Raw genomic sequence first — 22,874 nt, 5'->3', positions numbered from 1 at the left:
ACTTTACCAGATCTTGACGCGATCTTTCGGCGCCAGGTACATCTTGTCGCCTTCTTTCACGCCGAACGCTTCATAGAAGGCCGGATGGTTCATCACGGTGCCGTTGGCGCGGAACTGGCCCGGCGAGTGCGGGTCGGTTTTCACTTGCACGATCTGCTGGGCTTCGCGCATCTTCGAGCGCCACACCTGGCCGAAGCCCATGAAGAAGCGCTGGTCGCCGGTCAGGCCGTCGATCACTGGCGCCGGCTTGCCGTTCAGCGAGATCTTGTAGGCTTTATAGGCAATCGCGAGACCGGACAGGTCGCCGATGTTTTCGCCGAGGGTCAGTTCGCCGTTGACGTTGTAGCCCGGCAGCGGGCTGTAGGCGTTGTACTGCTTGACCAGCATGTCGGCGCGTTTCTGGAAGGCGTCGCGGTCTTCCTTGGTCCACCAGTCGCGCAGGTTGCCCTCGCCGTCGGACTTGCTGCCCTTGTCGTCGAAGCCGTGGCCGATTTCGTGGCCGATCACGGCGCCGATGGCGCCGTAGTTGACGGCGTCGTCGGCGCGCATGTCGAAGAACGGCGGCTGCAGGATCGCGGCCGGGAACACGATCTCGTTCATCGAGCTGCTGTAGTAGGCGTTGACCGTCTGCGGCGTCATGCCCCACTCTTCGCGGTCGATCGGTTGTCCGAGCTTGGCGATGTTGCGGTTGTAGCTGAATTCCGATGCGCGCTTGACGTTGCCGACCAGGTCATCCTTGCGGATGGACAGCTTCGTGTAGTCGCGCCATTTGTTCGGGTAGCCGACTTTCGGTACGAACTTGGCCAGCTTCTTTTGGGCTTCGACCTTGGTCGCCGGGGTCATCCAGTCGAGTTCGTCAATGCTTTGCTTGTAGGCGGCGGTGACGTTCTTGACCAGTTCTTCCATGCGCGCCTTGCGCTCGGCCGGGAAGTGCTTGGCCACATACTGGCGGCCAGCGGCCTCGCCCAGCGCGCCTTCGACCAGCGAGGTGCCGATCTTCCAGCGCGGACGGTTTTCGGTGGTGCCGGTCAGCGTCGTGCCATAGAAGGCGAAGTTGGCGTCAACAAAGGCTTTCGACAGGTAAGGCGAGTATTCGCGCAGCAGGTGCCATTCGAAATACGACTTCAGGGTGGCGAGATCCGTCTTCGCCAGCACGGCGTTGAAACCGGTCAGGTAGCTCGGCTGGGCGACGATCACGTAGTCCAGCTTGTTGCCCACGCCGGCCGCGGCCAGCGCCGCGTTCCAGTCGTAGCCCGGGGTCAGCGCCCCGAGTTCGGCCACGCTCATCTTGTTGTAGCGCTTGACCGGGTCGCGGTTCTCGACCTTGGTCCACTGCACCTTGGCCAGTTCGGTCTCGAAGTCGACGATGGCTTTCGCCTGGGCGGCGGCATTCTTCTCGCCGGCCAGGGTCAGGATCTGGGCCACATGCGCCTCGTACTTGGCGCGGGTTTCGGCCATGCGCTTGTCGTCGAGCTTCAGGTAGTAGTCGCGGTCCGGCATGCCGAGGCCGCCCTGGCCGATGTAGGTCGCGTACTTGGTGGAAGCGCGCGCATCCTGGCCAACGCGGATGCCGTATGGCGTCGCGACGCCGATCTTCGACAGGTGGGCCACCAGGCCCGGGATCGCCTTCTTGTCCTTCAGGGTGCGGATGCGCTGCAATTCGCTTGCCAGCGGTTTCACGCCCAGCGTTTCCAGGCGCGCTTCGTCCATGAAGCTGGCGTACAGGTCGCCGATCTTCTGGACATCGGTGCCGGCCTTCTTCGATGGATCCTTCTGGGCCGCCTCGACGATCGCGCGCACCTGGATCTGGCTGTCGTCACGCAGCTGCATGAAGGTGCCGTGGCTGGCCTTGTCGGCCGGGATCTCGGTGGCTTTCAGCCACTTGCCGTTCAGGTGGGTGAAGAAGTCGTCCTGCGGGCGCACCGAGGGATCGATGAACTGGGTGTCGATACCGGAGATCGGTTGGCCAGGCTTGGCAGCTTGCGGCGCGGTGTCGCCCGCGTGGGCGAAGGTCGCCACTGCGGACAGAATCAGGGTGCTCAGAAGGGTACGTTTCAAGGGAAGTCCTCGTTTGCCGATAGAAAACGCGCACCGGGCCACAAGCTTCTGCCCATGCGCACCAACAGGATTGTTACTTCGCCCTCACCGCGTCAAACACGTGTCATTACAGACTGGTCGTGTGCGCCACGAATACAGGCATCCTGCAAGCATGCCCGATCCGAACCCATCCGTCGAGAGGGGATGTTGCGAAAATCAGTCGCGGGCGTCCCGGCGTAAAAAAGGTAGGACGCCCGTATTGAGGGAATTTATACCCAGTCATGTGAAGCGATGGACGTCTTCATGGTGCGTCAACCGGACTGCGCCGACGGCGACAACACATCCGGGGGACGCTGGCGCTCGCGCAAACGCCTGTAAAGCCAGGCCGGCAGGGTCAGGCTGGCCACGATCAGGAAATGGTATGCAGCCTCGGCGCCAACGCCCATTACGTTGAAGCGCCAGCCGAACGGCATCAGCGCATACACGATGAACACGTGATAGGCGAATACTTGCAGCGAATAGCGGCCGATGAAACGTAGCCACGGCAACCCCGCGGTGCGCTGCAGCAGCGCCAGCGCGTAAAGCGCCAGCACCAACTGAGCGCAGACGTTCAGCACGCGCAGTACGCCCAAAACAGACTTGTCGAAATGCGCCAGCAGGGACGCGGGCAGCAATATCAATTCGTGGCGGCAAAGGAGGCACAGCAGCATCACGCCAGCAGCACCAAGGAGCACGGCCGGGCGGCGCAGCACTGGATTTACCCCGCGGTGGACATGGACGAACCCAATCGTCAGCCCCGCCACCCACAGCGCCTGCCAGCTCAGCAGATTGAACATCCCGGCCTTGGTTGCCCAGCCGACCGTCGTTTCCAAGTCGGCCACGGGGTGCACTGATTGCCCGAACATCCAGAACCCGGCACTGGCTAGCAGCACCACAGCGCCGCCGCCTCCCTGCAGCAGCCGCAGCACGAACGGTGTCAGCAAGGAGAACAGGACATACATTGGCAGAATGTCGAAATAAGTAGGCTGATGCGCCAGCGCCAGGCCTGCGACGACCGTACGGGCGAGCGAGCCGTCGGCAGTGAGGAAGGTCGTACTCCAGTAACCGGCATAAGCGGGAACAGCGAGCGCCAGCAGGGCGAGGATTAAAAGCAGCGCGGCATGGTATTTATAGATACGCCAGGCGCGGCGCAAGCCAGTAGCGAACATGGCAGCCAGCGGGACGGCGCCCTTTTTTGACGTCACTGCGGCGGTATAGGCCGACAGCAGCACGAAGCCTTCGGCCGCCGACACGAAACCGAAAGGTTCTGCCGTCAGCAGGCTGATATCACCGTCGAGGTGGTTGAAAGTCATAATGACTAGCAAAAAGCCACGCAGGGAATCTAAACGAATGTCACGAGTTGTCATCAGGTATTCTGCAAAGGCGAGCGCGCGATAGCGGCAACGACGCATGACGCAACAGCGACCGTTAAGTTACGTCTGCAGCAGTGCCAACGATTTTTTGATAAAACCCATCAGGGCAATTTAACAATTATACAAAATGCTGTTCTGCGCACGATATGACCTCAGCACTAGCTAGTCGGGCGAAGATGCACGAGCGTGGGCGCCCAACACGGTGCAGCCCGGCCTCAACCGGTTCTAAGCTAGGCCATAAAAAAAGCCCACGACAGCGCCGTGGGCGAAGCCACTGCTGAGAGTGGAGAGAGAAAAACACTGCAATTGACTATAGGGTCGCGCCCCGCGCGGCGCGCCGAGTCTTACAATTACTTACCGGAAGTACAAAGCGCTTTACACCCTGTTCAATGTGACGCCGGTTTGCGGCAGCGCCACCACGGGGCTGCCCGATTCGGGTTTATACTGACCAGAACCCCCACCACCGGACCCTATGGCCTCTACTCTCAAGAATACCGGCCTGCTTGCCGTCGGCGTCGTCGCCGGCGTCGCCGTCACGATGCAGTTTTCCGCCCTTGCCTACAAACCGGTCGAGCCGAGCATGCCGCTCGACCAGTTGCAGCAACTGGCGAAGGTGGTCGACATCATCCAGTCCGACTATGTCGTGCCGGTCGAAGGCGGCAAGCTCCTGACCGACGCCATCACCGGCATGGTCGACTCGCTCGATCCGCACTCGGCCTACCTCGACCCGGCTGCCTACCGCGAGCTGCGCGAAGGCACCGAGGGCAAGTTCGTCGGCCTGGGCATCGAGATCGGGGAAAGCGACGAGGGGTATGTCGAAATCGTCACGCCGATGGAAGACTCGCCGGCCGAACGCGCCGGCATCCGGGCGGGCGACCTGATCACCCGCATCGACGGTGCCGACGTGCGCGGGCTGGGCCTGGAAGAAGCGGTCAAGCGCATGCGCGGCACGCCCGGTACCCGCGTCACGCTCACCATCGCGCGCCAGGACGCGCCGCAGCCGCTGGTGCTGACCGTCGAGCGCCAGGAAATCGTCCAGAAAAGCGTCAAGGCGAAAATCGTCGAACCGGGCTACGGCTGGCTGCGTATCGCCCAGTTCCAGGAACCGACCGTCGACGACATGGCCGAGAAGCTGGCCGAACTGGCCCGCCGCGAGCCGCACCTGAAAGGCCTCGTGCTCGACTTGCGCAACGATCCTGGCGGCCTGCTGCAGGGCGCGATCGGGGTCGCCGCCGCCTTCCTGCCCGATGGCGTGGAAATCGTTTCCACCAATGGCCAGCTGCCCGAGTCGCGCGGGCGCTACTATGGCCGGCCCGAGCACTACATGCTGCGCAGCGGGCGCGACCCGCTGTCGATCGTGCCGGCCGTGTTCAAGACGCTGCCGCTGGTGGTGCTGGTCAATACCGGCTCGGCCTCGGCATCCGAAATCGTGGCCGGCGCCCTGCAGGACCACAAGCGCGCAGTGATCGTCGGCAGCCAGACCTTCGGCAAGGGCTCGGTGCAGACGATCCGCCCGATCGGGCGCGACGCCGCCGTCAAGCTCACCACCGCGCGCTATTTCACCCCGAACGGGCGCTCGATCCAGGCCCGCGGCATCGTCCCCGATTTCGCCGTCGACGAGAACGTCGACAACGATGGCCTGAACGCGCTGCGCCTGCGCGAGGCCGACCTCCAGCACCACCTGCTCGGGGACGACGCCCAGGAAAAGAAGACGCGGCCGGACGACATCGAAGAGCAGATGGCCCTGCTCGACTCGGTGCGCGACAGCAAGCCACTCGACTACGGCAGCGAAGGCGACTTCCAGCTGGCGCAGGCGGTCAAGCACCTGAAGGGCGAACCAATCCAGCTGTCGAAGCGTCAAACTGAACAGAAGCTGGCACGTCAACACTAGGATTGCGGGGGCGTGGATGGTCTTCCCGACAATTCCCACGCCCCGGCCGATTGTGTAGAATCGCCCCCATTCACCGGGGATTCCCCCGTCATCGTCCTTGAAAGTCCTGAACATGAAACCTGTCGTCATCAGCGGCACCGGCCTGTTTACGCCTCCGTATTCCATCTCGAACGACGAGCTGGTGACGGCGTTCAATGCCTACGTCGAGCTGCATAACGCCGAGCACGCCAAGGCGATTGCCGCGGGCACCATGGCCGCCCTCGAACCGTCGAGCAGCGGGTTCATCGAAAAAGCCTCCGGCATCAAGTCGCGCTACGTGATGGAGAAAGAAGGCATCCTCGACCCGACGCGCATGACCTCGCGCATCGCCGAGCGCGGCGACGACGAACTGTCGCTGCAGGCCGAAATCTGCGTCGCCGCCGCCCGCGACGCGTTGACCCGCGCCGGCCGCGTGGCGGCCGACATCGACATGGTGCTCGTCGCCGCATCGAACATGCAGCGCCCTTACCCGGCGATGGCGGTCGAGGTGCAGGAAGCGCTCGGCATCGAGGGCTACGGCTTCGACATGAACGTGGCCTGCTCGTCGGCGACCTTCGGCATCCAGACCGCCATGGCGGCGGTGCAGACCGGCCAGGCGCGCGCCGTGCTGGTGCTGAACCCGGAAATCACCAGCGCCCACCTGAATTTCCGCGACCGCGACAGCCACTTCATTTTTGGCGACGCCTGCACGGCGATCATCATCGAAGCGGCCGATACGGCGGTTGGCGAGCACCAGTTCGAGATCCTCGAATCGAAACTGAAGACCAAATTCTCGAACAACATCCGCAACAACTTCGGTTTCATGAACCGCTTCGACGAAGCCGGCATGGGCAAGGACGACAAGCTGTTCCGCCAGCAGGGCCGCAAGGTGTTCAAGGAAGTGTGCCCGATGGCCGCCGAGATGATCCGCGACACGGTGCAAAACGCCGGGCTGGAACTTGGCCAGGTATCGCGCTACTGGCTGCACCAGGCCAACCTGAACATGAACCTGCTGATCGCGCGCACCCTGTTGGGACGCGACGCCGAGCCGAACGAAGCGCCGGTGATCCTCGACACCTATGCCAATACCTCGTCGGCCGGGTCGATCATCGCCTTTCACAGCTACCAGGACGATTTGCCGGCGGGCGCGCATGGCGTGATCTGCTCGTTCGGGGCGGGTTATTCGATCGGCTGCGTGGTGGTGCGCAAAAAGTAGACTTTTGCCGGGTCAACAGTCGTCTCTGCCAGTCTCCGCCGTCGCGCAGACTGGCATTTCGTTTTTTGTGTCCTACAGATGTTGCTTTTGCCACACACTGTTGCATTATTGCCAAAATAATATATATCGTTTCTGCTAAGATTCCCGACTAATAATATTTACAGGGGATCGTCATGGCAGAAATTATGGAGACACAGGCGCTGCGCACCGATACGGGACAGGTCGTCGTCGGTCCCTCGGACCTGTACCGCGTTCACCGCAAACTGGTGGTACTGGCCCTGCTGCTGGTGCTGGCCCATTGCGGGGCCATGGTGCTCAAATATTATGCAGGCAAGGACATCGTTTTCGGCCTGGTGCCGCTCTTCGATTTCTATGAAGAGCACAACGCGCCGACCTATTTTTCTTCGCTGAACCTGCTGTTGACGTCCGCGCTGCTGTGGACGATTGCCCGCCTGTCGAGCAGCGACGGCAAGGGCAAGAGCGCAGGCCACCCGTGGCGCATCCTGTCTGCCGGCTTCCTGTTCATGTCGATCGATGAATTTGCCGACCTGCGCCACATCGTGGCCACCGCCGTCAAGGGGGTGTCTGGCTCCGGGTTCGAAGCCGTGCCCCTGCTGACCGTGGCCTGGACCGTACCGGTCGCAGCGATCCTGGTCGTGCTGGCCATCTATTTCATCCCCTTCCTGCTGCGCCTGAAGAAGGCTTACACGATCAACTTCGCCCTCGCCGGCGCGGTCTTTGTGTTTGCCTCGATGGGTATCGAGACCATCCAGGGAGCCCATGTGGCGCAGACCAACGGCGTGCGTGACGTCGCCTTCATGCTGATGGTCACGCTCGAGGAAACCCTGGAAATCTTCTCGATCCTGTATTTCCAGTATTTCCTGCTGCGCTACATTAACGAGTATCACCGCACGGTCTACGCGCGCCTGAATTTCTAGGCACCGCCAGGTTCTAGAGCCGCGCCGCCAGCTCGGCGCCTTCGCGGATCGCGCGCTTGGCGTCGAGCTCGGCGGCCAGCACGGCGCCACCGATTTTATGGAAGGCCGTCGCAGCGCTCGCTGCGCCGGCCGTCAACTCGTCCAGGCTTTCCTGCCCGGCGCAGACCACGACGTTGTCCACCTCGAGTACACGCTGCTGGCCGCCCACCGTGATGTGCAGGCCGGCGTCGTCGATGCGGTCGTACTGCACCCCCGCAAGCATCTGCACGCCGCCGCGCACCAGGGTTGCCCGGTGCACCCAGCCCGAGGTCTTGCCGAGGCCGGCGCCCGGGCGCGTGGCCTTGCGCTGCAACAGGTACAGTTGGCGGTAGGGCGGCGCGGGCCTTGGCGCCACCAGTCCGCCTTCCACCGTTGCGTCCAGGTCGACGCCCCACTCCGCCGTCCAGGTCGATACTGGCTGCGGCAGCGGGTGGCTTGGGTCATGCAGCAAAAACTCCCCGGTATCGAAACCGATGCCGCCCGCGCCGATGATCGCCACCCGCTTGCCGACCGGCGCCTTGTCGCGCAGGACGTCGAGATAGGACAGCACCTTCGGATGATCGATGCCGGGAATGGCCGGCATGCGTACCCGCACCCCGGTGGCGACGATGACGTCGTCGAATCCGCTTGCTACCAATTCTTCGCGCGTGACGCGGCGCCCGAGCTGCACGTCGACCCCGGTCGTTTCCAGCTTGCGCGTGAAATAGCGGATCGTCTCGGCGAACTCCTCCTTGCCGGGGATCTGCATGGCGACCTTGAACTGGCCGCCGACGCTGCTGGCCGAATCGAACAACGTCACCGCATGGCCACGCTCAGCAGCGACGGTGGCTGCCGACAGCCCGGCCGGCCCGGCGCCGACCACGGCGATGCGGCGCGGCTTGCCTGTCTTCGCGTACACCAGTTCGGTCTCGTGGCAGGCGCGCGGGTTGACCAGGCAAGTGGCGCGCTTGTTGGCGAAGGTGTGGTCGAGGCAGGCCTGGTTGCAGCCGATGCAGGTATTGATCTCGTCGGCGCGACCGGCAGCGGCTTTGATGACGAAGGCCGGGTCGGCCAGGAAGGGGCGCGCCATCGATACCAGGTCGGCGTCGCCGCGCGCCAGCAGGCTTTCTGCGTCGGCCGGCATGTTGATCCGGTTCGAGGCCACCACCGGGATTCCGACCTCGCGTTTCAAACGTCCCGCGACGCTGGCAAAGGCCGCGCGCGGCACCGAGGTGACGATGGTGGGAATGCGCGCCTCGTGCCAGCCGTAGCCGGTATTCAGGATGGTGACGCCGGCCGCTTCCAGTGCGCGCGCCACCGTCGCCACTTCTTCCCAGGTATTGCCGCCTTCGACCAGGTCGAGCACCGAGTGGCGGTACATGATGATGAAGTTGGCGCCGACGGCGGCGCGGATGCGGCCTACCACTTCCGTCGCCAGGCGCATCCGGTTCTCGATCGGGCCGCCCCAGCGGTCCGTGCGCTGGTTGACGCGCGCGCACAGGAACTGGTTCAGCAGGTAACCCTCGCTGCCCATCACCTCGACGCCGTCGTAGCCGGCGAGCTTCGACAGTTTTGCGCAGCGCACATAGGCGCGAATGGTCGATTCGATGCCGCGCTCGGTGAGTTCCTTCGGCTTGAACTTCGAGATCGGCGATTTGACGGGGGATGCCGAGACGACGAAGGGCTGGTAGCCATAGCGCCCCGCGTGCAGGATCTGCATCAGGATCTTGCCGCCTTCTTCGTGGACAGCGCGGGTGACGCGCCGATGGTTAGGCACGTCGCCGATGAAATTCAGGGTGCCCCCCAGCGGCAGCAGCCAGCCCTGGCGGTTCGGCGAGATGCCGCCGGTGACGATCAGGCCGACGCCGCCCGCCGCACGCTCGCGGTAGAAGGCGGCCAGTTTCCCGTAGTTGTAGAAACGGTCTTCGAGCCCGGTATGCATCGAGCCCATGATCACGCGGTTCTTCAGCGTGGTGAAACCCAGGTCGAGGGGGGCGAGCAGGTGGGGGTAGGCGGTAGATGTCATCCCGGCATTATCAGGCTAATCCAGCCGGGAATCCGTGGAGCGCTGGCTCTAAACGCGGTGCGCGATCAGACCAGATAACTTTCCGGCGCGCGCAATTCCGCGAACTGCTCGATGCTGCCAATCTTCACCGTCACCGGGTTCAGGCTGGCGTTCGGCGACATCGAGCGCCAGGCGAAGCGCCATTCCTGTTCCTGGGCCTGGGCGCCGGTCTGGGTAAAGGCGGCGCCCAGCGGCGAGCGGCTGCCGTATTCGACGGCGCCGTCGATGCCGGCCCAGTTCGGCAGCGCGCGCTGGACGGCGCGGTGCAGGCGCTCGCCGAATAGCTCGGTGTTGTGGATGACGAGGCAGCAGTCGGCCGGTCCCAGCACCGTGAACAGCTTCTTGTCCCAGGCGCGCGAGAAGGACACGGTGAGGAAGCCACCGGCAGGCACCAAGCGAAAGAGCCCGGCGGTGAGCGCCTGTTCGAGCTCGTCGCGCATACCGTAACGGTGCAGGGTGGGAGGGCGCTGGTAGTCGTGCATGTGATACCCGGTTTCTATGGTTAGGTGCGGCGCTCGCCCGGTGCCAGGCTGGCGCCGTGGCGGATGCGCATGAAGCGCGAGGAGATGAAAATCTCGCGCAGGAAAAAGACGAAGCTGAAGATCAGGCCGAACATCGCCAGCACGAAGGAGGCGGCAATGTACTGGTCGAGCTTGATGTTGGCGCTGTCGCCCAGGAACAGCATCGCGATCACGAGGCAGACCAGCAGGCCGCAGGAGGTGCTCGAGGTGATGGCGTGGTTGATCAGGTGCGAACGCGTGTACAGGGTTTCGAGCTCCTCGGTGTACTCGTCGTTGGCGGCAATGCGCAGGCGGTCTTCCAGCACGCGGGTGCGGTCGATGATGCGCGCCAGGCGATTGGTCAGCACCGTCAGCTTGGTCGCCACGCCCGTGAGCAGGAACACGGGCGCGATCGCCAGCTGGATCATGTGGCCGATGTCGCTAATCTGGATATTCATGAAAACACGTGGTTTGGCGTTGTAGATGTGTCAGGCATAGTGTAGCAGCCCCCTCTTCCTGTGCAGAAGCCGCCGCGGCGTCAATCAAAACGGCCGTGGCGCTTGAAGGCATCGGTCGCGCCGACCAGCGCGCGCGCGATGCCCAGCTCAAGCGCGCCATGGCCGGCGTCCGGCACCATGCGCAGCTTCGCGCCCGGCCAGGCCGCATGCAGCCGGTGCGCCGACAGCGGCGGGCAGATCACGTCGTAGCGGCCCTGCACGATGACGGCAGGCAGGTGGCTGATGCGCCCGATGTTGCGCACCAGCTGGTCTTCGGAGAGGAAGGCGCCATTCGCCATGTAGTGCGACTCCAGCCGGCCCACGCCCAGGTCGAGCGTGTCGGACGGCTGCTCCTCGTCCTGCGGCAGCAGGAACACGCGCCGGCCCTCGAAACGGCTCCAGGCGCGCGCGGCCGGCCAGTAGACGGCCGGATCGTCGCTCAGCAGGCGGCGGGTATAGGCCTGCAGCAGGTTTTGTCGCTCGGCCACGGGAATCGGGGCGATGAATTCCTCGTACAGCTCCGGGTAAAACCACTCGATGCCATGCAGGAACCAGTCGACTTCGGCAGGCGTGCACAGGAAGATCCCGCGCAGCACGAAGCCGAGGCAGCGCTCGGGATGGGCCTGGCCGTAGGCCAGCGCCAGCGTCGAGCCCCATGAGCCGCCGAACACGAGCCAGCGGTCGATGTCGAACATCGCGCGCAGGCGTTCGATGTCCTCGATCAGCAGCTGGGTGGTGTTGTTGCGCCATTCGCCCAGCGGCGCCGACTTGCCGGCGCCGCGCTGGTCGAACAGGATGACGCGATAGGCCTGCGGGTCGAAGAAGCGCCGGTGCTGCGGCGACAGTCCGGCGCCCGGCCCGCCGTGCAGGAACACCACGGGGATGCCGTTCGGGTTGCCCACTTCTTCCCAGTAAATCGTGTGCAGCTCGTCGACGGCCAGCATGCCGTGGCGGACAGGTTGAATCGGGGGGAACAGCGACGGCGGGGTGGCAGGCATGGCGGCTCTCTTGAAGGTCTGGCAAGGATTGTAGCCTACCGCCGGGCGCTTTCAGAAGCAGGTATTGATTGCCCCGCGCACGTGGTAATCGTCGTCCACTGCCAGCAGCAGCGGCCACTTGTCGAAAGTCGTGCAGGGATGCGAAATGCCGCAGCCGACCAGGTCGCCCACGCCCAGCTCGGTGCACAGGGGATGCCCCTCGGGCAGGCGCAGGTAGGCGTGCTGGTCGTTCAGCTTGAAGATCTCGCACCTGCTCGGTACCGGGTGCGGCGTGCCGGGACCGGGGCGGTGATACAGCAGCGGGATCGGCAGGTCGGCGTCGTAGGAGGCGTCGCGCTTGCCCATGGTCAGGATCGCCAGCGTCGGCTCCGGGCGTGACTGCACCATCGACCAGACTTCCAGTGCCGGGCGCAAGCCGGAGCCGCCCCCTTCCCTGTCATCGAGTTCCCCGAGCAGGCGGTGATAGGTGCCGTGGTCGCTCGTCAGGTAGCAGCCGCTGCGCAGCACTGCCCGTACCGGCCGTGACAACCCGCCTACCTGACCAAAGCCTCGTGCCACCACGTCGAAATACGACGAGCCGCCGGCCGACAGGATGATCTCGGCGCCGGTCAACAAGCCCTCGTCGTCGGCGCTGCGCACCAGCGCCACCAGCTGCGCGAGGAAGGCGTCGACCGCTGCCAGGTCGGCCGCGCGGTCATCGGACACCAGCAATCCTTCATACCCTTCGAAGCCGGCCAGCAGCAGGCCCGGCGCCCCGGCAATGGCGCGCGCCACCGTGATCGCTTCTTCAGGCGTGCGGCAGCCGGCGCGCTTGCCCGCCAGGCCCAGTTCGACCAGCACCGGCAACGGCCGCGCCAGCGGATGTGTGCCGACTGCATCGGCCAGGCGCGCCACGCCGGCCAGCGAATCGGCCAGCACGATGCACTCGAAATCCGGGTCGCCGCGCAGCAGCGCCAGCACGGCCTTGACGTCGCTCGGGGCCACCAGCTGGTTTGCCAGCAGCACGCGGCGCACGCCGAAGCGGTGCGCCACCTGCACCTGGGTTGCGGTGGCGAGCGTGATGCCCCAGGCGCCGTTGGCCAGCTGGGCGCCGAACAGTTGCGGGCTCATCGTTGTCTTGCCATGCGGCGCCAGGGTCACGTTATAGCGCGCGCAAAAGCGCCGCATCCAGTCGAGGTTGTGGAGCAGGCTGGACGTTTTCAGGACCGCGACCGGAAAGCTGGTGTCGGCATGCAGCACATTCCAGCCCTGCACGCCGATCGCGCCCTGGCGCAGCGGTTCCGTGATCGGCAAGCCCTTCATGCCGGGTTGCAGTAACTGTTCTTCAAGAAAAGCCAGGGCCAGGCCGTCGTGCGGGAGGGTGTGCATGGTGCCGTTCTCTCTCTTTCTTATTCGGGGTCGCGCTGCCCGGCCGCATCGACCTGGCGCTGGCGTGCCCGCAGGTCGCCCCGCAACTGGTCGTGCGACGGCGTCAGCCCGTACTCGTCCGGCGTATAGGTGATGCCGGGCAGGATGCCGTCGCTTTCCAGCTGGGGCAGCAATTCGTCGAACAGTTCCTGCAGGGCGAATTCGTGCGGAACGTAGCCGTCCCATTCGAGCACGGCGCATTGCTGCGCCAGCTCGCCGGTCGGCCACAGCGGGAACACGAGGGCGCCATCGTCGGTCTTGCCGATGGCCCAGCCGTCGCGGTACAGGCCCCAGACCCGGCCGGTATCGGCCACGCGGCGGATGAAATGCTCGTAGCGCAGCTCTTTCGGCAAGCTGAGCACGGCTGGTCGGGAATCAATGGTCATGAAAGTGGTGGAAGTGAACCAGCCCTCAGGATACAAAAAAACCGCGGGGCCGGCCGTGCGCTCCCGTGCGCAGATGAGGTCCAGGGCATGGGGAAAACCGCCCGTATCCCGTTGACATAAAAAAAGCACTGCCGCGGCAGTGCTTTCAAGATACTGCAGCGCCTGTCTTACGACATGTGCTGGCCGCCGTTGATCGCGATGTTGGCGCCGGTAACGAAGGCTGCTTCGTCCGACGACAGGTAAGCCACCAGGCCGGCGACTTCTTCCGGCTTGCCGAGGCGGCCCATCGGGATTTGCGGGATGATCTTGCTTTCCAGCACTTCGCTCGGGATGTCCATCACCATCTTGGTGCCGATGTAGCCCGGCGAAATGGTGTTCACGGTCACGCCCTTGCGCGCCACTTCCAGCGCCAGCGCCTTGGTGAAGCCGTGCATGCCGGCTTTCGCGGCCGAGTAGTTGGTCTGGCCGAAGGCGCCCTTCTGGCCGTTGACGGACGAGATGTTGATGATGCGGCCCCAGCCGCGCTCGACCATGCCGTCGCAGACCGGCTTGGTCATGTTGAACACGGAGTCGAGGTTGGTCTTGATGACCGCATCCCAGTTGACCTTGTCCATCTTCTTGAAGGTCATGTCGCGCGTGATGCCGGCGTTATTCACCAGCACGTCGACCGGGCCGACTTCCTGCTCGACCTGCTTCACGCAGGCCTGGGCCGAATCGTAGTCGGCCACGTCGCACGGATAGGCCTTGAAGTTGTAGCCCTGCTCGCGCATCGATGCCAGCCAGCCCTCGGCCTTGGTGTTGCCCGGCGAGTAGGTCGTGACGACCGTGTACCCCAGTGCCGCCAGCTTGATGCAAACCGCTTCGCCCAGGCCGCCCATACCACCCGTTACCAGTGCTACTCGTGCCATTTGTCTTCTCCTGTGTTTTTATCCGTTTGCGGGCGCCACGAGTACGCCGTTGGTGCTCTCGTGGGCCCTTGTTCAACCAACTGCAGAGCCTGGTCAGTCGCGCTCCACCGCCAGCGCCACGCCCATCCCGCCGCCGATGCACAGGCTGGCCAGGCCGCGCTTGGCGTCGCGGCGTTTCATTTCGTGCAGCAGCGTCACCAGCACCCGCGCGCCGGACGCGCCGATCGGGTGGCCGAGTGCAATCGCGCCGCCGTTGACGTTGATCTTCGACGTATCCCAGCCCATTTCCTTGTTGACGGCCACGGCCTGCGCCGCGAACGCCTCGTTGATTTCCATCAGGTCGACCTGGTCGTGGGTCCAGCCGGCCTTTTGCAGGCACAGGCGCGAGGCCGACACCGGACCCATGCCCATGATGGTCGGGTCCAGGCCCGAGGACGAATAGGCCTTGATGCGCGCCAGCGGGGTCAGGCCCAGCTCGCGCGCTTTCGAGGCGCTCATCATGATCACGGCGGCGGCGCCATCGTTCAGGCCGGAGGCGTTACCGGCCGTGACGCTGCCTTCCTTGTTGAAGGCCGGGCGCAGGCTGGCGAGCGCTTCGATGGTGCTGCCGAGCTTCGGGTATTCGTCGGTGTCGAACACGACCGCGCCTTTTTTCGACGGGATCTCGATCGGGAGAATCTCGTCCTTGAACTTGCCCGCCTTCTGGGCGGCCTCGGCCTTGAGCTGCGACTGCAGCGCGAACTCGTCCTGCTCGGCGCGCGAGATGTCGTACTTGCGTGCGACGTTCTCGGCGGTCACGCCCATGTGGTACTGGTTGTACACGTCCCACAGGCCGTCGACGATCATGGTGTCGACCAGTTTTGCGTCGCCCATGCGGAAACCGTCGCGCGAGCCATTGAGCACGTGCGGGGACGCGCTCATGTTTTCCTGACCACCGGCGATGACGATGCTGGCGTCGCCGCAGCGGATCGCCTGGGTCGCCAGGTGGGTGGCCTTCAGGCCGCTGCCGCAGACCTTGTTGATGGTATAGGCCGGCACCATGTCGGGCAGCCCGGCCTTGATGACGGCCTGGCGCGCCGGGTTCTGGCCGGCGCCGGCGGTCAGCACCTGGCCCATGATCACTTCGCTGATGGTGGCCGGGTCGATGCCGGTTTGTGCGAGCAGCTGGCGGATTACCTGCGCGCCGAGTTCGGCGGCGGGAACCTTGGCGAGCGACCCGCCGAATTTGCCGACCGCGGTGCGGCCTGCGGCTACGATGACGACGTCTTCCATTGCTGTCTCCGGTATCTGGCTTGGCCAGGATTAAAGGGCGATGCGAACGCGACGCGGGAGTGCACTCCATGCGGGCCGCATGAATCACTGGCGAAAGAAGCTCGCATGGTAAGTTCACACCCGCGTTCGCGTTTGAGCGATGTCAATCTTATCAGCTTATTCACGGAAAACAACCTGTATCTCCACGGGGTTGACGATGGGTTTTCAAACAGCCATCACGGGCAAAATACGGAACGGAAACCAAGGCTCATTGCCCCTAGGAATGATTGGGGAAGTGCTGTCCCTTTCAGCAAATTTCACAGTAGAATGCACGGGCTAATCCAACCTGAACCGTTTATGTCGAAAACCCCGTCTTCCCTGCCCATCGAAATCAAGATCTCCACGGTCGTCGCCATCTCGGCGATCCTGCACTCGGCCGATCCGATTGCCATCGATGCGGCGCTCAAGCAGATGACCGGGGGCACGTCGGATTTTTTCGAAGATGAATTCGCGGTGATCGACGTCGGCGCTCTGCGCCCCGAGACCGCGTATATCGACTGGCGCGCGCTGGTCGACCTGCTCAAGAAATACCGCCTGAACGCGGTGGCCGTGCGCGGCGCGACGCCGGCGATGGCGGGCGCCGTCAAGGCGCTCGGCCTGGCGCTCGACGACGGCGCCGCCGGTGCCGAGCGTGCCCGCGAAGACGTGGCCGCGGCGACGGCGGCGGTGACGCTGGCGCCGGCCCCCGTAGCTGCTCCGGCCCCGGCCCCGGCCGCGCAGCCCCAGCCGGCTGCGGCCGCCGCGCTGCCGGCCCTGATCGTCGATACCCCGGTGCGCGCCGGCCAGCGCGTGTATGCGCGCGGCTGCGACTTGATCGTCACGGCGGCCGTCAACAACGGCGCCGAAATCATCGCCGACGGCAGCATCCACGTCTATGCGCCGATGCATGGCCGGGCGCTGGCGGGCGCCTCGGGCAATGCCGAGTCGCGCATCTTCGGCCTGTCGCTGCAACCCGAACTGGTGTCGATCGCAGGCGTCTACCGCACCTTCGACGACGGCTTTCCGGCCGAGCTGGCACGCCAGCCGGCACAAATTCGCCTGGTCGGCGACCGTCTCGATATATCATCGCTGACTCCGGTTTCGAACCGCATGTAAGTCAGGTACTGACCAGATACTGTAAAGGACACTTTTGTGGCAAGAATTATTGTTGTAACGTCCGGCAAGGGCGGCGTGGGAAAAACCACTTCGAGCGCAAGTTTCGCTACCGGCCTGGCACTGCGCGGTCACAAGACCGCCGTGCTGGACTTCGACGTCGGCCTGCGTAACCTCGACCTGATCATGGGCTGCGAACGCCGCGTGGTGTACGACCTCGTCAACGTCGTGAATGGCGAGGCGACGCTGAACCAGGCCCTGATCAAGGACAAGCACTGCGACAACCTGTTCATCCTGCCGGCCTCGCAGACGCGCGACAAGGACGCCCTGTCGGAAGACGGCATCGAGCGCGTGCTCAACGAGCTGGTCAAGATGGACTTCGAGTTCATCATCTGCGATTCGCCGGCCGGCATCGAGCACGGCGCGCTGATGGCGCTGACCTTTGCCGACGAGGCGCTGATCGTGACCAACCCGGAAGTGTCGTCGGTGCGCGATTCCGACCGCATCCTGGGCATCATCCAGGCCAAGTCGCGCCGCGCCCAGACCGGCGGCGAGCCGGTCAAGGAACACCTGCTGATCACCCGTTATTCGCCGAAGCGCGTCGAAAACGACGAAATGCTGTCGTACCAGGACGTGCAGGAAATCCTGCGCATTCCGCTGATCGGCATCATCCCGGAATCGGAATCGGTGCTGCACGCCTCGAACCAGGGCAACCCGGCGATCCACTTCAAGGGGACCGACGTGGCCGAAGCCTATGAGGACGTGATTGCCCGCTTCTTGGGCGAGGAGCGCCCGCTGCGCTTCACGACCTACGAAAAACCGGGCCTGCTGAAGCGTATTTTTGGGACAAAATGACATGGCCCTGCTCTCATTCCTGTTCCCCGAAAAGAAGAAGAGCGCGAACGCGGCCAAGGAACGGCTGCAGATCATCATCGCCCGCGAGCGCACCAACCGCACCGGCCCCGACTTCCTGCCGGCCCTGCACCGCGAACTGATCGAAGTGATCTCGAAGTACACCAAGGTCAACGCGGACGACATCAAGATTTCGCTCGACCGCCAGGGCAACCTGGAAGTGCTCGACGTGAACGTGGTGCTGCCGGACGCCTGATCCGCACACCTGGTCCACCACCTGAACGGCAGCGCCCAGCGCTGCCGTTTGTTTTTGATACGCCCGTCTTGTCCGCCCCAGCAGCGGCATGGACACCCTTCTTCTTCCCCTCCTTGCCACACTCACGCCAATTTATCTCGAGCGCACAAAGCGTTACCCGGCGTGCATTGTCGTTGTCAAATAGTGTTGTTTTTTTGTTGTGAATGTTGCATTTTCGCCGCATCAGGGCAAGCTACACTCCTACATGATAAAACTGCCGAAATTGAGCATTTACCGGGCTAGGCAATATCAAAAACTTTTTTATCCTGCGACAGCCGAGCAATTTCGATCAAAAACGGAAGTTTACTATTAGCATTATTTTGTGAAAGTCTGCTATAGTCGGTTTAACTTTGTAGGAGCGATCCTACAGTACGACTTTAACAATTACGTGCCCTCCATGAGAATAGCCGTCCTCGATAATGACCGTAGCCAGGCAGAACTGATCTGCCAGGTGCTCACTGCGTCTGGCCATACCTGCCAATTCTTCGACAATGGGAAGGACATGCTGGCCCAGATGCGCAAGGACAGCACCGACCTGCTGATCATGGACTGGCCGGCCGGCGACCTCGAAGCGGCCGACGTGCTGCGCCGCGCGAAAGAAAAGATGGCCCCGGACGCGCCGGCGATGTTCCTGGTCGGCGGCTCGGCCGAGGACGACATCGTGGCCGGCATGATGGCAGGCGCCGACGATTACGTTGTCAAGCCGCTGCGCCGCGGCGAGCTGGTGGCACGCGTCTCGGCCCTGCTGCGCCGCGCCTACCCGTCGCAGGCGGGCACCGAACAGCTGCAGTTCGGCCCGTATGTGTTCGAGACGCGCCCGGGCCGCCTGCTGAAGGACGGCAGCGTCATCGACGTCACCCAGAAAGAGTTCTACCTCGCCCTGCTGTTCTTCCGCAATATCGGCCGCCCGTTGTCGCGCGCCTATATCCACGAGGCGGTCTGGGTGCGTGAAACGGCCGTGCCCTCGCGCACCATGGACACCCACGTATCGCGCGTGCGCAACAAGCTCAGCCTGCGCCCGGAAAACGGATTCCGCCTGGTCCCGGTGTACAGCTACGGCTATCGCCTGGAAAAGCTGGGCGCGATGTAAAGAGGGCTGTGGCCGGCCCCATGAACCCCTGCTCGCATGAGGGTATAATGGGCGCATACGCCGCCCTCTCTTCCCCTCAAGAATGCAACTGCTCGCTGTTGGCCTGAACCACACGACCGCACCGGTCTCGCTGCGCGAGCAGCTGGCGCTCGGCCCCGAGCAGCTCGGGCGCGCGGTCGGCTCGGCGCGCGAATGGTTCGGCCGCTTTGGCGGCCAGGAGCACCGCGGCAGCGACGAAGCGGCCATCCTCTCTACCTGCAACCGCACCGAACTCTATGCCGCCAGCGCGGTGCCCGAGCCGCTCGACGCCTCGGCCCAGTTCCTCGCGCATTACCACGCCCTGAATTTCGCCGAGCTGCGGCCGCACCTGTACATGCTGCCGCAGGGCGATTGCGTGCGCCATGCCTTCCGCGTCGCCTCCGGGCTCGACTCGATGGTGCTGGGCGAGCCGCAGATCCTCGGCCAGATGAAGGACGCGGTGCGCACCGCCGAACAGGCCGGCGGGCTCGGCACCTACCTGCACCAGCTGTTCCAGCGCAGCTTCGCGGTGGCCAAGGAAGTGCGCAGCACCACGGCGATTGGCGCCAACAGCGTTTCGATGGCGGCCGCCGCGGTGCGCCTGTCGCAGCGCATCTTCGACCGCATTTCTGATCAACATGTGCTGTTCATCGGCGCCGGCGAAATGATCGAGCTGTGCGCGGCCCACTTCGCCGCGCACCATCCGAAATCGATCACCATCGCCAACCGGACGATGGAGCGCGGCGAGTCGCTCGCCACCCGCTTCAACGGGCGCGCCATGCGCCTGGCCGACCTGCCCGCGCAACTGGCCGGATTCGATATCGTCGTCTCCTGCACCGCGTCGACCCTGCCCCTGATCGGCCTGGGCCTGGTCGAGCGCGCGATCAAGGCGCGGCGCCACCGCCCGATCTTCATGGCCGACCTCGCCGTGCCGCGCGATATCGAACCCGAAGTCGGCCGCCTCGACGACGTCTTCCTGTACACCGTCGACGACCTGGCGCAGGTGGTGCAGACCGGCATGGAAAGCCGCCAGGCGGCCGTCGCCCAGGCCGAAGCCATCATCGACAGCCGCGTCCAGTCGTTCATGAGTTGGGTCGGCGACCGCGCCGTGGTGCCGGTGATCCAGGAACTGCACGAATCGAGCGAGGCCCTGCGCCTGGCCGAACTCGAGCGCGCACGGCGGCTGCTTGCCCGCGGCGACGATGTCGAGGCGGTGCTCGAGGCGCTGTCGAAAGGCCTGACCGCGAAATTCCTGCACGGCCCGCAGCAGGCGCTGCACCGCGCCCAGGGCGACGAGCGCGCGCGCCTGGCCAGCCTGTTGCCGCAACTGTTCCGCGGCCGCCGTTAGCGTTTTTTTATCCCTGCCGTGCGCCCTTGCGGCGTATCCCGGTGCGCTTGCGCCTCTCCGTCACACTTATCTGCCCGAATAGCCTATGAAACCATCGATGCTGGCCAAGCTGGACCAACTGGCCAACCGCCTGGTCGAACTTGACGAACTGCTGACCCATGAAGGCGCTACCGCCAACATGGACAATTATCGGAAGATGACGCGCGAGCATGCGGAACTGAGCCCGCTGGTCGCCCTCTACCGCCAGTACCAGGACGCCAACGGCGACATCGCCGCTGCCCAGGAGATGCTGGCCGACCCGGAAATGAGGGAGTTCGCCCAGGAAGAAATCGAAGCGGCCAAGGCGCGCCTGGCCGCGCTCGACCTCGACCTGCAGAAGATGCTGCTGCCGAAGGACGAGAACGACGAGCGCAACATCTTCCTCGAGATCCGTGCCGGCACCGGCGGCGACGAATCGGCCCTGTTCGCCGGGGACCTGCTGCGCATGTACACACGCTTTGCCGAGCGCAACCGCTGGCAGGTGGAGATGGTGTCGGAGTCGAGCTCGGACCTGGGCGGCTACCGCGAAGTCATCGTCCGTGTGATCGGCAATGGCGTGTATTCGAAGCTGAAGTTCGAGTCGGGCGGGCACCGGGTGCAGCGCGTGCCTGCCACCGAAACGCAAGGCCGCATCCACACCTCGGCCTGCACGGTGGCGGTGATGCCCGAAGCCGACGAAGTCGAGGACGTGAACATCAACCCGGCCGACCTGCGCATCGACACCTACCGCGCCTCGGGCGCCGGCGGGCAGCACATCAACAAGACCGATTCGGCCGTGCGCCTGACGCACCTGCCAACGGGGATCGTGGTCGAATGCCAGGACGACCGCAGCCAGCACAAGAACAAGGCGCAGGCGATGAAGGTGCTGGCCGCGCGCATCAAGGACGTGCAGCTGCGCGAGCAGCAGTCGAAAGAAGCGGCCACCCGTAAAAGCCTGATCGGCTCGGGCGACCGCAGCGAGCGCATCCGCACCTACAACTTCCCGCAGGGGAGACTCACCGACCACCGCATCAACCTGACGCTGTATAAACTCGATTTCATCATGGACGGCGACCTGCTGGACCTGACGAATGCGCTGGCCGCCGAGCACCAGGCGGAGCTGCTGGCGGCGCTGGGCGATTGAGGCGCGTACATTGCTGATGTGAAAATACGGAGGCGCCTTGACAAGTCGTATGCGAGAATCGCCTTCTTCATCCCTTGCTTCCTGACCACGAAAGCCCTACCGAGATGCCACGTTCCCGTTCCGCCCTCCTGGCCATTTCCTTCATCAGCTTCGCCCTGATCGGCGCCGCCCTGTACCTGCAGCATGCGAAAGACATGCTGCCCTGCCCGCTGTGCGTGATCCAGCGCTACCTGTTCCTGGGTATCGGCATCGCCGCCCTGGCCGGGGCGCTCTCGGATAAAATCCGCGCCGGCGCCGCGGTCGCCCTGCTGGCCGCGCTGGGCGGGCTGGGCGTGGTCGGCAAGCACCTGTACGTGCTGGCCAACCCCGGCTTTTCCTGCGGTATCGATCCGATGGAAACAACGCTGAATAAAATCCCGACGGCCGAATTCATGCCCTGGATGTTCCGCGCCGAAGGCCTGTGCGAAAACGCGACCGATGGCCTGTTCGGCCTGTCGATCCCGCAGTGGTCGGCCGTCTGGTTCGTGCTGCTGACGCTGGCCCTGGTCTGGGTGGTCATCACGGCACGCCGGCAGCGATGAATATCGCACCCGGCGCCACGGTCGGCGCGCTGCAGGCCGGCCTGCCGCTCGAGCCGCTGGAAAACCGCATCCTGCTGTGCCATGTGCTGGGCCTGACGCGGGTCGGGCTGATCACGGGGTCCGAGCGCAGCTTGACCGCGGAAGAAGCGGAGCGCCTGTCCGCGCTGGTCGAGCGGCGCCTGAACGGCGAACCCATCGCCTACATCGTGGGTACCCGCGAATTCTTCGGGCTGCCGTTCCAGGTCGGCCCGGCAGTGCTGATTCCCCGTCCCGATACCGAACTGATCGTCGAACTGGCGCTCGAGCGCCTCACGTCGCTGACACCCCCGGCGCGCCTGCTCGACATGGGCACCGGCAGCGGCGCCATCGCGATTGCCATCGCCCATACGCGCCCTGACGCGGCAGTCACCGCGCTCGATGTCAGCGAGGCGGCGCTCGAGGTCGCGCGCGCGAATGCGGCGGCCAATGCGGCAAACGTGCGCTTCATTCGCAGCGACTGGTTCACAGCGCTTGGCGACGAGATGTTCGACCTGATCGCCTCGAACCCGCCGTATATCGCGGCCGGCGACGCCCACCTGGCCCAGGGGGATTTGCGCTTTGAACCCGCCGGGGCGCTGACCGATGGTGTCGACGGCCTGTCGGCGCTGCGCACGATCGTCGACGGTGCGCGCGGGCACCTGGTGGCGGGGGGATGGCTGCTGCTCGAGCACGGGTACGACCAGGCAGAGGCGGTGCGTGGCTTGTTAACCGACGCCGGCTATGCGGACGTGCAGAGCTGGCGCGACCTGGGCGGGATCGAACGGGTCAGCGGCGGGCGCCGGGGCTAGTACAAAA

21 protein-coding genes are annotated in these 22,874 nt (G+C 64.5%); 11 read left to right on the top strand and 10 right to left on the bottom strand.

Going from position 1 to position 22,874, the window contains the following annotated elements:
• Positions 1-3: 3 nt before the first annotated feature.
• Together ACFPN5_RS10070 and opgC are read right to left on the bottom strand one after the other, a co-directional pair.
• Positions 4-2,058 (bottom strand): M13 family metallopeptidase, encoded by a 2,055-nt coding sequence (locus ACFPN5_RS10070; RefSeq protein WP_379782732.1) that lies wholly within the window; start codon positions 2,056-2,058, stop codon positions 4-6.
• Positions 2,059-2,348: 290 nt separating this feature from the next.
• The gene (gene opgC, locus ACFPN5_RS10065; protein WP_379782729.1) at positions 2,349-3,443 is read right to left on the bottom strand and encodes an OpgC domain-containing protein; all 1,095 of its coding nucleotides are present in this window, start codon (positions 3,441-3,443) and stop codon (positions 2,349-2,351) included.
• A 478-nt stretch (positions 3,444-3,921) separates the two neighbouring features.
• On the opposite strand from opgC, the gene ACFPN5_RS10060 reads away from it, so the two are divergent.
• The 3 genes from ACFPN5_RS10060 to ACFPN5_RS10050 all read left to right on the top strand — a co-directional run bounded on the left by ACFPN5_RS10060 (position 3,922) and on the right by ACFPN5_RS10050 (position 7,512).
• Positions 3,922-5,340: a S41 family peptidase gene (locus ACFPN5_RS10060; protein WP_379782726.1), complete on the top strand. Its 1,419-nt coding sequence runs from the start codon at positions 3,922-3,924 to the stop codon at positions 5,338-5,340.
• A 112-nt stretch (positions 5,341-5,452) separates the two neighbouring features.
• Complete coding sequence (locus tag ACFPN5_RS10055) at positions 5,453-6,574, top strand: beta-ketoacyl-ACP synthase III (RefSeq protein ID WP_379782723.1); 1,122 nt, start codon at positions 5,453-5,455, stop codon at positions 6,572-6,574.
• A 173-nt stretch (positions 6,575-6,747) separates the two neighbouring features.
• On the top strand, positions 6,748-7,512 hold the full coding sequence (locus ACFPN5_RS10050) for a hypothetical protein (protein WP_379782720.1): 765 nt from the start codon (positions 6,748-6,750) through the stop codon (positions 7,510-7,512).
• Positions 7,513-7,525: 13 nt separating this feature from the next.
• Here ACFPN5_RS10050 and ACFPN5_RS10045 read toward each other — a convergent pair whose 3' ends face one another.
• The 8 genes from ACFPN5_RS10045 to ACFPN5_RS10010 all read right to left on the bottom strand — a co-directional run bounded on the left by ACFPN5_RS10045 (position 7,526) and on the right by ACFPN5_RS10010 (position 15,563).
• Entirely contained in the window at positions 7,526-9,556 is a 2,031-nt protein-coding gene (locus ACFPN5_RS10045; RefSeq protein WP_379782717.1) for an oxidoreductase, read from the bottom strand.
• 65 nt (positions 9,557-9,621) lie between these two features.
• The gene (locus ACFPN5_RS10040; protein ID WP_379782714.1) at positions 9,622-10,077 is read right to left on the bottom strand and encodes a hypothetical protein; all 456 of its coding nucleotides are present in this window, start codon (positions 10,075-10,077) and stop codon (positions 9,622-9,624) included.
• Between the two features lie 20 nt (positions 10,078-10,097).
• Positions 10,098-10,553, bottom strand: coding sequence for a DUF2721 domain-containing protein (locus ACFPN5_RS10035; RefSeq protein ID WP_379782711.1), 456 nt, complete (start codon positions 10,551-10,553; stop codon positions 10,098-10,100).
• A gap of 80 nt (positions 10,554-10,633) precedes the next feature.
• Positions 10,634-11,590: a prolyl aminopeptidase gene (gene pip / locus ACFPN5_RS10030; RefSeq protein ID WP_379782708.1), complete on the bottom strand. Its 957-nt coding sequence runs from the start codon at positions 11,588-11,590 to the stop codon at positions 10,634-10,636.
• 51 nt (positions 11,591-11,641) lie between these two features.
• Positions 11,642-12,958, bottom strand: a complete 1,317-nt coding sequence (locus tag ACFPN5_RS10025; RefSeq protein WP_379782705.1) for an amino acid deaminase — start codon at positions 12,956-12,958, stop codon at positions 11,642-11,644.
• Between the two features lie 20 nt (positions 12,959-12,978).
• Entirely contained in the window at positions 12,979-13,383 is a 405-nt protein-coding gene (locus ACFPN5_RS10020; protein WP_379782703.1) for a DUF2750 domain-containing protein, read from the bottom strand.
• A gap of 167 nt (positions 13,384-13,550) precedes the next feature.
• Positions 13,551-14,291 (bottom strand): acetoacetyl-CoA reductase, encoded by a 741-nt coding sequence (phbB, locus tag ACFPN5_RS10015; protein ID WP_379782700.1) that lies wholly within the window; start codon positions 14,289-14,291, stop codon positions 13,551-13,553.
• A gap of 93 nt (positions 14,292-14,384) precedes the next feature.
• The gene (locus tag ACFPN5_RS10010; RefSeq protein ID WP_379782697.1) at positions 14,385-15,563 is read right to left on the bottom strand and encodes an acetyl-CoA C-acetyltransferase; all 1,179 of its coding nucleotides are present in this window, start codon (positions 15,561-15,563) and stop codon (positions 14,385-14,387) included.
• A gap of 336 nt (positions 15,564-15,899) precedes the next feature.
• Between ACFPN5_RS10010 and minC the strand changes: the two genes are divergently transcribed.
• The 8 genes from minC (at position 15,900) to prmC (ending at position 22,867) form a co-directional block, all read left to right on the top strand.
• Complete coding sequence (minC, locus tag ACFPN5_RS10005; protein WP_379782694.1) at positions 15,900-16,697, top strand: septum site-determining protein MinC; 798 nt, start codon at positions 15,900-15,902, stop codon at positions 16,695-16,697.
• A 36-nt stretch (positions 16,698-16,733) separates the two neighbouring features.
• Positions 16,734-17,549 (top strand): septum site-determining protein MinD, encoded by an 816-nt coding sequence (gene minD / locus ACFPN5_RS10000; protein WP_379782691.1) that lies wholly within the window; start codon positions 16,734-16,736, stop codon positions 17,547-17,549.
• A gap of 1 nt (position 17,550) precedes the next feature.
• The gene (gene minE / locus ACFPN5_RS09995; RefSeq protein ID WP_056340553.1) at positions 17,551-17,802 is read left to right on the top strand and encodes a cell division topological specificity factor MinE; all 252 of its coding nucleotides are present in this window, start codon (positions 17,551-17,553) and stop codon (positions 17,800-17,802) included.
• Between the two features lie 436 nt (positions 17,803-18,238).
• A complete protein-coding gene (locus ACFPN5_RS09990) occupies positions 18,239-18,931 on the top strand; it encodes a response regulator transcription factor (protein ID WP_379782689.1) in 693 nt (230 codons plus the stop codon).
• Between the two features lie 82 nt (positions 18,932-19,013).
• Positions 19,014-20,297 carry a glutamyl-tRNA reductase gene (hemA, locus tag ACFPN5_RS09985; RefSeq protein ID WP_379782687.1) on the top strand — a complete coding sequence of 428 codons (1,284 nt, stop codon included), beginning with the start codon at positions 19,014-19,016 and terminating at the stop codon, positions 20,295-20,297.
• An 85-nt stretch (positions 20,298-20,382) separates the two neighbouring features.
• On the top strand, positions 20,383-21,459 hold the full coding sequence (gene prfA / locus ACFPN5_RS09980; RefSeq protein ID WP_379782684.1) for a peptide chain release factor 1: 1,077 nt from the start codon (positions 20,383-20,385) through the stop codon (positions 21,457-21,459).
• A 104-nt stretch (positions 21,460-21,563) separates the two neighbouring features.
• Positions 21,564-22,040 (top strand): disulfide bond formation protein B, encoded by a 477-nt coding sequence (locus ACFPN5_RS09975; RefSeq protein ID WP_379782682.1) that lies wholly within the window; start codon positions 21,564-21,566, stop codon positions 22,038-22,040.
• Entirely contained in the window at positions 22,037-22,867 is an 831-nt protein-coding gene (gene prmC / locus ACFPN5_RS09970) for a peptide chain release factor N(5)-glutamine methyltransferase (RefSeq protein WP_379782679.1), read from the top strand. Before ACFPN5_RS09975 ends, prmC begins: the two co-directional genes overlap by 4 nt.
• Positions 22,868-22,874 lie beyond the last annotated feature (7 nt).

It is taken from the genome of Massilia niabensis, from assembly GCF_042655085.1.
GTDB lineage: Bacteria > Pseudomonadota > Gammaproteobacteria > Burkholderiales > Burkholderiaceae_D > Telluria > Telluria niabensis.
Note: the sequence above shows the minus strand (reverse complement) of the source record. Positions and strands in the feature narration are given on the sequence as shown.